10 protein-coding genes are annotated in these 9,716 nt (G+C 65.4%); 6 read left to right on the forward strand and 4 right to left on the reverse strand.

Translation table 11 applies throughout. The features are described from left to right. The 4 genes from EOA27_RS09745 to EOA27_RS09760 all read right to left on the reverse strand — a co-directional run. Window positions 1-972, reverse strand: a 972-nt coding sequence (locus EOA27_RS09745) for a glycosyltransferase family 8 protein (protein WP_145970306.1), incomplete at its 3' end; no start/stop codon positions are given. Between the two features lie 192 nt (window positions 973-1,164). Continuing rightward, a complete protein-coding gene (gene gshB, locus EOA27_RS09750; protein WP_126080216.1) occupies window positions 1,165-2,106 on the reverse strand; it encodes a glutathione synthase in 942 nt (313 codons plus the stop codon). Window positions 2,107-2,329: 223 nt separating this feature from the next. After that, entirely contained in the window at window positions 2,330-2,704 is a 375-nt protein-coding gene (locus EOA27_RS09755) for a GtrA family protein (RefSeq protein ID WP_127256047.1), read from the reverse strand. An 11-nt stretch (window positions 2,705-2,715) separates the two neighbouring features. After that, complete coding sequence (locus tag EOA27_RS09760; protein ID WP_126080214.1) at window positions 2,716-3,720, reverse strand: glycosyltransferase; 1,005 nt, start codon at window positions 3,718-3,720, stop codon at window positions 2,716-2,718. 125 nt (window positions 3,721-3,845) lie between these two features. On the opposite strand from EOA27_RS09760, the gene EOA27_RS09765 reads away from it, so the two are divergent. The 6 genes from EOA27_RS09765 to EOA27_RS09785 all read left to right on the forward strand — a co-directional run. Beyond that, window positions 3,846-5,357: a GtrA family protein gene (locus tag EOA27_RS09765; RefSeq protein WP_245467307.1), complete on the forward strand. Its 1,512-nt coding sequence runs from the start codon at window positions 3,846-3,848 to the stop codon at window positions 5,355-5,357. Then, on the forward strand, window positions 5,299-5,646 hold the full coding sequence (locus EOA27_RS42050) for a hypothetical protein (protein WP_245467306.1): 348 nt from the start codon (window positions 5,299-5,301) through the stop codon (window positions 5,644-5,646). Before EOA27_RS09765 ends, EOA27_RS42050 begins: the two co-directional genes overlap by 59 nt. Window positions 5,647-5,892: 246 nt before the next feature. Next, window positions 5,893-7,242, forward strand: a complete 1,350-nt coding sequence (locus EOA27_RS09770) for an EAL domain-containing protein (RefSeq protein ID WP_126083626.1) — start codon at window positions 5,893-5,895, stop codon at window positions 7,240-7,242. A 263-nt stretch (window positions 7,243-7,505) separates the two neighbouring features. Continuing rightward, entirely contained in the window at window positions 7,506-8,273 is a 768-nt protein-coding gene (locus EOA27_RS09775) for an SDR family oxidoreductase (RefSeq protein WP_126080213.1), read from the forward strand. Further along, window positions 8,270-9,202, forward strand: a complete 933-nt coding sequence (locus EOA27_RS09780) for a 2-dehydro-3-deoxygalactonokinase (RefSeq protein ID WP_245491061.1) — start codon at window positions 8,270-8,272, stop codon at window positions 9,200-9,202. The genes EOA27_RS09775 and EOA27_RS09780 overlap by 4 nt, the downstream gene beginning before the upstream one ends. Next, window positions 9,202-9,716, forward strand: a 515-nt coding sequence (locus EOA27_RS09785; RefSeq protein WP_127256051.1) for a 2-dehydro-3-deoxy-6-phosphogalactonate aldolase, incomplete at its 3' end; no start/stop codon positions are given. The genes EOA27_RS09780 and EOA27_RS09785, both read left to right, overlap by 1 nt.

Here is a 9,716-nt window from a genome sequence, read left to right on the forward strand (position 1 = left end):
CGTCAGCAACTGCGCGTCTCGTTCCCGCGCGGCAGTCGAGTGCTGCGGCGGCAACGGAACCTTCGAGAACATCTTACCAAGGCTTCGCAGATGCGGCTTGGTAAATCGACGGTGGTAGTAGTAAGTCGCCAGGGCGGAGGACCAGTATTTTCTGCGCAGCCCGATAAGGCCAAGGATCATCTTGCGCCTACGAGCGGATTTCAAAAGCAGCGTCCCCTCCGGGATATCCGAACCCGACAGGGTTCTGTAGAAATTGAAAACATCGGCAAAAGGCACGCGCCTGTAGCGCCAGGGCTTGGCCGACCCTGCATAGTGGATCACCTTGGGAAGTCGCCGTTCGATTTCCACATAGCGCTCTGAAAAGAAATTCCATTCCCTGCCGAGGAAGAGAACTCGTCCGCGCACCACCGTGTTCAAGGCCGTCTGGTCGAGGTATCGCGACTTGGCGGTTTCACGAACCGTCGCAAAGACCCTGTCCGCAATGCCTTCCCTGCGCCAGGCGACGAGATTCATCACCAGAACGCCGGAATTGATATATTCATTCCGGGACATTTCGATGTCGTCGAGTTCCTCCTGCTCGACGAAGCCGTCAACCACGCCGGCGACCAAATTGTCGCCCAGGTCCGCCAACCAGAGGGCACCGAGATCGGACACCACCAGCGTATCCGCATCCAAATAGATGGCCTTGTCGCAATCAGGCAATATCTCGGGAATGAGTATTCGGGCATATGCGGCCGTCGTCAGCAGCTTGCCTCTTGTCGGCAGATCGGAAATCCGCTTGCCGTCCGCTTGCACCAACTGACAGTCAATTCCGTTTCGTTCGCAAAAACGGCGAAGCTCTATCACGCTCGCAGGCTCTATTCCTGCATCGATGACGACGAATTTCGCCTCGCGATTATGAATCCAGGCAGAAAAGATGAATAGAAAAAGCCCGGGCACAAAGTTATTGTCGCTTGCGGTGACAATTACCATGAAATTGCGAGCCTTGGAAAACGGGGAGTCAGGCCCAGTTGTGGATAGAGCGCGGGAGCATTTCCGGTCATAGGCAGCACATTGGCATCTCGCCCCCCAAAATAGTTCGTCGTCCACTGCAGGCGGAAGCCCCGTTACCTTATTCGGCGACACGACGGGCCCGATGGAACGCCGCCTGCATCGTGAAGAGAATTACCCCCGCTTCTCCTCCACGCAATCCCAGAACAGGGCCGCGATATCCGCCCCGCCAAAGCGCTTGACCTCGCGGATGCCGGTCGGCGAGGTGACGTTGATCTCGGTCATGTAGTCGCCGATCACGTCGATGCCGACCAGGATGAAGCCGCGTTCTTTCAGGGAAGGCCCGATGCGGGCGCAGATCTCGCGTTCGCGCTCGGTCAGCTCGGTTTTCTCGGCGCGGCCGCCGACATGCATGTTGGAGCGCGAATCGTGCTCGGCCGGCACGCGGTTGATGGCGCCGACCGGCTCGCCGTCGATCAGGATGATGCGCTTGTCGCCCTTGCGCACGTCCTTGAGGTAGCGCTGCACGATATAGGGCTCGCGGAACAGCTGGCCGAACATCTCGAGCAGCGAGGCGAGGTTGCGGTCGGCCTCGTGCAGGTGGAAGATGCCGGCGCCGCCATTGCCGTAGAGCGGCTTGACGATGATGTCGCCGAATTCCTTGCGGAAGGCCGCCACCTCCTGGGGATCCTTGGTGATCAGCGTTTCCGGCATCAGGTCCGGGAACTCGGTGACGAAAATCTTTTCCGGGCTGTTGCGCACCCAGGCCGGATCGTTGACCACCAGCGTCTTCGGATGGATGCGCTCCAATATGTGTGTGGTGGTGATGTAGTTCATGTCGAAGGGTGGATCCTGCCTCAGCAGCACCACGTCCATCTCGGAGAGATCGGTGCGCACCTTCTCGCCCAGCGAATAATGGTTGCCCTTCTCGTCGCGCACCTGCATCTCCTCGACGCGCGCGAACACCTTGCCGTCCCGCATCGACAGCCGGTCGGGCGTGTAGTGGAAAAGCTTGTGGCCGCGCCGCTGCGCTTCCAGCGACACCGCGAAGCTGGTGTCGCCGGCGATCGACACGGTGGAGACATGGTCCATCTGGACGGCGATCTTGAGCGGCATTTTTCCTCTCCGGGGAAACTCAGCCGTCGATATAAGGAAATCGGCGGCTCCTGCCAATCGTGCTCGCTTGGTGCAGAAGCTTAGAGACCGTTTCGAAATTCGCTCTGGCGAGTCATATGGTGGTGGTTTTGAGAACCGGAGCGGAGCGGACTTCGCGTCCGTGAGCACCGGAAGCGGAGAAGCCGCCAACAGATAGCCGCCAGAGTGGAATTTCCAAGCGGTCTCAGCGGTCGAAGACCAGCCTGGAATAGCCCAGGAAGGACAGCGTCATGGCAACGATCGAGGCGATGGCGAGCGCTGCCAGCGGCGGCAGGGCCGGCAGAGCGAGCAGGACGGCGCAGTAGACCAGATAGTTGACGATGCTGGTGGCGATGCCGACGCCGCCATAGCGGGCGCCTTCCTCAGCGATGCTCCGGCTCGACGGCGCGAAGGTCACATGGCGGTTGATCTGCCACGTGACGCAGAGCGCGAAGCCGATCGACAGCACGCGCGCCGAAAGCGCGCCAAGCGGCGTGGCGGCAAGCAGCAGCCAGAGCGCCGCCGCATCCGCGGCGAAGCCGATGCCGCCGGCAAGAGTGAAGCGGAAGAGGCGGCCCACTATGCCGCCCCCTATGCCGCCCTTGGGGCCTTGCCCGGCTCGCTTTTCGGCGAGGCCTGTGCCGGTACCCCGCGCTCCGCCCGGGCTGAGGAAATCGACAGGTAGAAGATGCGCTTCTGCTCGGCGCGGCCGCGCGAGACCGAATCGAGGATCAGCCCGGTCATCATCGAGAGCATGGCCAGAAGCAGCATGCCGATCGACAGCACCCAGGTCGGCATCCGCGGCACGAGCCCTGTCTCGGCGAATTCGATGACCACCGGGATCATCAGGCCGATGCTCGCCGCCAGAAAGAACAGCGCGAAGGTGCCGAAGAAGCGCAGCGGCTGCGTCTCCTTCACCAGCATGGCGAACATCCACAGGATCCTGGCGCCGTCGCGGAAGGTCGACAGTTTCGACGACGAGCCTTCCGGGCGGCGGCCGTAATCCAGCGCCATCTCGCTCACCGGCAGCTTCAGCTGCGAGGCATGCACCGACATCTCGGTCTCGATCTCGAAGCCGCCGGACACGGCCGGGAAGCTTTTGACGAAGCGGCGCGAAAACACCCGGTAGCCGGAGAAGATGTCGGTGAAATCGGTCCCGAACAGGCCTTTGTAGAGCCGGTTGAAGATGTGGTTGCCGAAGGCGTGGCCGTTGCGGCCGGCATCGTCGGTCACGCCGCGCCTGGTGCCCACCACCATGTCCGAGCGCTCGGTCTGCAGCACGTTGATCAGCTGCGGCGAGTCTTCCGGCGCATAGGTGCCGTCGCCGTCGGCCATCACATAGATGTCGGCATCGATGTCGGCGAACATGCGCCGCACCACATTGCCCTTGCCCTGGCGCGGCTCGCGCACGACGATGGCGCCGGCTGCGCGGGCCTTCAGCGCCGTGAGGTCCTTGGAATTGTTGTCGTAGACATAGATCGCGGCCGACGGCAGGGTCTCGCGGAAGCGCCGCACGACCTCGCCGATCGTGAGCTCCTCATTGTAGCAAGGCAGGAGCACGGCGATGACCGGCTCGTGGCGGACTGCATGCGGCATGTCTGTCTCCGGGCGCCCGACCAGCCTCCGGCCGGCCTGATGCCGGTCCCGTCGAGCCGTTTTACTATTTATTGAAGCCGTTAAGGCTAGGTTTAAACCGATCCTCTCCCGTCAAAGGTCACGGCATGGGCACAGCCGAGAACGGCGCCGCCGCGTGGAAATCCGACCTCGTGCTGGCACTGCTTGCCGCCCTGCTCGCGCTCGCCGCCGATGCGTGGACCGGCTTTGGCCAACTGACTGATGCCGGCGGCGACAACGACAATCTGCTGCGCCTCGTCGAGGTCCGCGACCTGCTTGCCGGTCAGGGCTGGTTCGACCTTCACCAGTATCGCATGGGGCTGGAAGGCGGCTTCGTCATGCACTGGTCCAGGCTGGTGGATGCGCCGATCGCCGCGATCGTGCTTGCCGCCTCGGCGCTGACCGGCAGCAGGCCGCTTGCCGAGGACGTGGCGCAGGTGCTGTGGCCGGCGCTGCTCTTCTGGTCGACCCTGTTCTTCACCGCTCGCGCCGCGCGCAGCTTCGGCGGCGCCGGCGCGGCGCTGCCCGCCATCCTGGTCGGCGGCGCCGGCTATTATTTTCTCGGCATTTATGACCCCGGCGCGCTCGATCACCACAACGTCCAGCTGATGCTCACCATGGCGAGCCTCGCTTTGCTGCTCGAGGCGCCTGCCTGGCGCTGGGCCGCGCTGTTGTCCGGCCTCTCCGCGGCGCTGACGCTCGCCGTCGGCATGGAAACCGTGCCCTATGTCGCCACCATCGGGGTCTGCGTGTCGCTGCTGTTCGTCGCCGATCCGAGCGGCGAGCGGACAATCGCCCGCGATTTTGGCCTCGGCTTCGCCGGCGTCGGGGCGCTTGTCTTCGTCGCCACCATCCCGCCCTCCGCCTGGGGCGTGGCTGAGTGCGATGCCTTCTCCGTCGCGCAGTTCGTCGTCGCCGCCATCGCCGGCGTCGGGCTGGCGGCGATCGCCTTGGTCGAGCCCGCCGCCGGCAGCCGGCAGCGCGGGCTGGCGTTGCTTGCCGCGCTGGGCGTCGTCCTCGGCGCGGTCGTGGCGGCGCTGTTCCCGCAATGCCTCTCGGCGCCCTATGCCAATCTCGACCCGCGCCTGAAGGAACTGTGGCTCGACCATATCGACGAGGCCCAGTCGCTGTTCACGCAGCTCGTCCATGATCCGGCGCGCGTTGCGGCGCGTTATGCGACGCCGCTGGTCGCGATCATCCTGATGGCGTTGCGCTTCCGCCGTGGCGGCTGGCGGCGGCAGGACAGCCTCGTCGCGGCGCTGCTCGCCGTCTCCTTCGTGGTCGGCGCCTGGCAGCTGCGCGGCACCACCTTCTCGATCGCCTTCGCGGTCATTCCGCTGTCGGCCTGGATCGCGAAATGGCGGGCGCGGGCGGAAGCCGGCTCTTCGCCCGGCGTGGCGCTGCGCCTCGCGGCCGTCTGGCTGGTCTCGATCAACCCGGTCTGGACCGGCGTTGCCGCCGCCGCCTCGGTGGCGTTCGAAAAAAGGACCGGCTGTCGCCGACCGCGGCGCGATGGACAAGGCCTGCCAGAAGAAGGCCACCTTCGCGCCGCTTGGCGGCATGACCGGCACGACCGTGCTTGCGATCTCCAATCTCGGCGCGCCGATCCTCGTCTATAGCGGCCACAAGGTCTTCGCTGGCCCCTATCATCGCAACGTCGCCGGCAATCTCCTGGCGCTGGACGCCTTTCTCGGCTCGGCCGATGACGCGCGGCGGATCGTCGAGGCGCATCGTGTCGGCCTCGTCGCCATCTGCCCCGGCAATGGCGAGAGCCGGACCCTGACCCAAAAGGCGCCACAGGGCTTCCTGGCCGGGCTGCTGCGCGGCAGCGTGCCGGACTGGCTCGAGCCGGTCAGCGAGACCAAGGGCAGCCCGATCGAGCTCTATCGCGTCAGACAAGCCGGTTAAAGGAAAGCGCAAGCGGCGGGCGCGATCGCACGGCCGGAAGCGAATCTGGAAAGAGTATTCGACATCTATATTAGAAGTTTCGAATGAAAGAATATTTTGGAGCGGATCGGAAGTCCTTGTCCAAGGCTGAACCGTTGCCGGCGGCGCAAGCAACTCCTGGACGAAGGAAAATCGATTTTCCGATACTTTTCCTAAACGCTTTGGTGCCAGTCTGATGAGAAATACCGACATCAGAACAGGGACATGATGCAAACGACGTTTGGCACCGGTCAGCCAGGCAAGGAAAACACGGATCTGGCCTTCACGGATTCGTTGACCGGGCTCGGCAACCATCGTCGCTTCTTCGACAAGGTCGATCGCCTGATCAGCGACCGCGCCGACGATCCCGCGCCCTTCACCGTCGGCATCCTCGACCTCGACGGCTTCAAGCCGATCAACGACCTGTTCGGCCACAAGGCCGGCGACGACATCCTGATCCAAGTGGCGATGCGCCTGCGCGCCTCGATGGATGGCTATTCCACCGTCTGCCGAATCGGCGCCGACGAGTTCGCCTATCTCTACCCGATGGTGTTCTCCGAGGAGCAGGCGGCCGAGAAGTCGCGCATGCTGATCGAGATATTGTCGGCGCCCTATGACGTCGGCGAGCGCACCGCGAGGCTCTCGGCCTCGGTCGGCTGCTCGCTCTTCTATTCCGGCGACGAGACCACCGAGATCCTGATCAACAAGGCCGAGACCGCGCTTTATCACGCCAAGCGCTCGGGCCGCGGCCGCGTCGTCGTCTACACGCGCGAGATGGAGGAGGCGGCCAAGCGCGTTACCCGCATCGAGCAGGCGCTGCGCCGCGCCGTCTCGGCCGGCGAGGTGGAGCCGCATTTCCAGCCCATCGTCGATTTGAACAGCCGCCGCACCATCGGCTTCGAGACCCTGGCGCGCTGGACCGACCGCGACCTCGGCGTCGTGCCGCCATCCGTCTTCATCCCGATCGCCGAAGAACGCGGCATCATCGGTCCGCTGTCGCAGCTGGTGCTGCGCAAGGCGACGGAAGCGGCTCGCAGCTGGCCCAAGGATCTGTTCCTGTCCTTCAACCTGTCGCCCTCGCAGCTTGTCGACCAGAACACCGGCCTGCATATCCTGGCCATCCTCGAGCGCACCGGCTTCGACCCGCGCCGCCTGGAGATCGAGATCACCGAGACCGGCCTGATGAACGATCCGGCCTCGGCCGAGAAGATCGTCGAGGACCTGCGCCGCGTCGGCATCCGCGTCTCGCTCGACGATTTCGGCACCGGCCAGTCCTCGCTCGGCCGCCTGCGCGAGTTCCATTTCGATAAGCTCAAGATCGACCGCGCCTTCGTCTCCTCCATTCTCGACGACCGGCCCTCGGAGCACATCATCCGAGCGATCCTGGCCATGTGCGAGGGGCTCGGCATGGATGTCGTCGCCGAAGGCATCGAGGACGAGGCGCAGGCCGACCGCCTCGTCCAGTTCGGCTGCGCCGGCGGCCAGGGCTATCTGTTCGGCAAGCCGGCCGATGCCGACGCCACGCTCGGCTATCTGCGCGATTCCTATCGCGGCGCGCTGCATGCCAAGGCAATCTGACAACAGCTTTGGGAATCGCATAGGGCGGCGCTAGCCCCCTCATCCGGCCGCTTCGCGGCCACCTTCTCCCCATCGGGGAGAAGAGACTGGCGCCGACGCCGGCAATCTCCTCTCCCCTCGGGGAGAGGTCAGCCGAGCGAAGCGGAGGCTGGGTGAGGGGGAGTGCCGCATTTGTCGGACATAAGCTGCCGAATCCGCCTTTTCGCCCTTGCCCCCCGGCCCGGCGTGGCTAGGATGCGCGCCGGCCAAAGGGAGAAGAAATCATGATGCCATCGGCACGCTTTGCCGACCTCGACGGCGCCTCGGTGCTGATCACCGGCGGCGGCTCCGGCATCGGCGCGGCGCTGACCGAAGGTTTCATGCGGCAGAACGCGAAAGTCGCCTTCATCGACATCGCCGAGAGGCCAAGCACGGCCCTCGCCGACCGGCTGGAGAAGGAGCTCGGCCGCCGCCCGCTCTATCTCAAGGCCGACCTGCGCGACATCGCGGCGCTGCGCGCCGCCGCGGCCAAGGCGGCCGAAGCGCATGGCGACGTGACCGTTTTGGTCAACAACGCCGCGCTCGACGATCGCCACGCCGTGGAAAACGTCACGGTCGAGTTCTGGGACAACAATCTCGCCATCAACCTGCGGCCGCATTTCTTCACTGCGCAGGCCGTGGCGCCCGGCATGAAACGCGCCGGCGGCGGCTCGATCATCAACTTCACCTCCACCTCCTATCTGATCAACCATCCCGACATGCCGGCCTACACCGCGGCCAAGGCGGGCATACTCGGCCTGACGAAAGGCCTCGCCGGCAAGCTCGGCGCCGACCGCATCCGCGTCAACGCGGTGGCGCCAGGCTGGGTCATCACCGAGCGCCAGCGCGAGCTCTGGGTCACCGACGAGGGCCTCGCCGCCCATGTCGCCAAGCAATGCATCAAGGACGTGATGCAGCCCGACGACATGGTCGGCACGGTGCTATTCCTGGCATCCGACGCCTCGCGCATGCTGACCGCCCAGATGCTGATCGTCGACGGAGGCTTCCTGTGAGCGCGACACCGGCAGTCGCCGCGCTCGACTGGGGCACGACCAGGCTGCGGGCCTGGCTGCTCGACAATACCGGCAACGTGCTTGCCGAGCGGCGCGGCGACGACGGGCTGATCACCGCTCGCGAAAAAGGTTTTGCCAAGGTGCTGGAAGGCCATCTGGCAGCCATGGGCGCGTCGGAGGCGCTGCCGGTCGTCATCTGCGGCATGGCCGGCTCGCGGCAGGGCTGGATCGAGGCGCCCTATCTCACCGTGCCGGCGCCGATCGGCGCGATTCTGCGCGGCGCCGCGCGCATCGAGGGCTCGCGCCGCGACATCCGCATCGTGCCCGGCCTCGCGCAGCGGCTGGCCGACGCGCCGGATGTCATGCGCGGCGAAGAGACCCAGCTTGCCGGCGCCGGTTTGCCGGCAAAGGGAAGGCATCTCGTCTGCATGCCCGGCACCCATTCGAAATGGGTCGCGGTCGAGCACGGCGCCGTCGGAGGCTTCGGCACCTGGCCGACCGGCGAATTGTTTTCCGTCTTGGCTACGCACTCGATCCTGAAACATTCGCTGGGCGAGCATCCCGCTCCGGTCGCCGCCGACAGCCCGTTCTTCCGGCAATGGTGCGAGCGGGCCCTGGGCGAGGGCGGCGACGTGACCTCGAAGCTGTTCGCTATCCGCGCCGCCGGGCTTCTGCAGGATTTGAAGCCCGCCGACGCGGCGGCATGCCTGTCCGGACTGCTGATCGGCGGCGAGATCGCCTCGGCGAGGCGCCGCTATGGCGCCGGCGAAGCGCCGGTGGTGCTGGTCGCCTCGGGCGCGCTGGCCACGCTTTATGGCACGGCGCTCGGCTTTGCCGGCCTTGCCTTCCGCACCGTCGACGCCGATGAAGCGGTGCGCGCCGGCCTCGTCGAGGCCGCGCGCGAGAACGGCATGATTGGAGGCGCTTGATGAGCCAGACCGCACCCTTCCCGAAGCTCAGGCGAGGCCTTGTCGCCATCCTGCGCGGCTTGAAGCCGTCCGAGGCGGTGGCGATCGGCAAGGCGATCCATTACGCCGGCATCGAGGCGATCGAAGTGCCGCTCAATTCGCCGGAGCCGTTCGTCTCCATCGCCGATCTGGTCAAGGCGCTGCCGCAAACCGCGCTGATCGGCGCCGGCACGGTGCTGACGGCTGCGGACGTCGACGCCTTGCACAAGGCTGGCGGTCGCCTGCTGGTCAGCCCCAACATCGATGCCGAGGTCATGGGCCGCGCCATGCATCATGGCATGGTGACGATGCCTGGCGTGTTCACGCCCACCGAAGCTTTCCAGGCGATCCGGCTCGGCGCCTCGGCGCTGAAATTCTTCCCGGCGAGCGTGCTTGGAGCGAGCGGCATTGCCGCCATCCGCGCCGTGCTGCCGGCAGCGACGCTGATCGGCGCGGTCGGCGGCGTCTCCGACAAGGATTTTGCCGGCTACAAGGC

Source organism: Mesorhizobium sp. M2A.F.Ca.ET.037.01.1.1 (assembly GCF_003998075.1).
Lineage (GTDB): Bacteria > Pseudomonadota > Alphaproteobacteria > Rhizobiales > Rhizobiaceae > Mesorhizobium.

Coding starts and splice junctions, on each gene's coding strand:
- EOA27_RS09770 (WP_126083626.1), top strand. CDS start 5,893: ATGCAAACGACGTTTGGCACCGGTCAGCCAGGCAAGGAAAACACGGAT.
- gshB (WP_126080216.1), bottom strand. CDS start 2,106: ATGCCGCTCAAGATCGCCGTCCAGATGGACCATGTCTCCACCGTGTCG.
- EOA27_RS09765 (WP_245467307.1), top strand. CDS start 3,846: ATGGGCACAGCCGAGAACGGCGCCGCCGCGTGGAAATCCGACCTCGTG.
- EOA27_RS09775 (WP_126080213.1), top strand. CDS start 7,506: ATGATGCCATCGGCACGCTTTGCCGACCTCGACGGCGCCTCGGTGCTG.
- EOA27_RS09760 (WP_126080214.1), bottom strand. CDS start 3,720: ATGCCGCATGCAGTCCGCCACGAGCCGGTCATCGCCGTGCTCCTGCCT.
- EOA27_RS42050 (WP_245467306.1), top strand. CDS start 5,299: ATGACCGGCACGACCGTGCTTGCGATCTCCAATCTCGGCGCGCCGATC.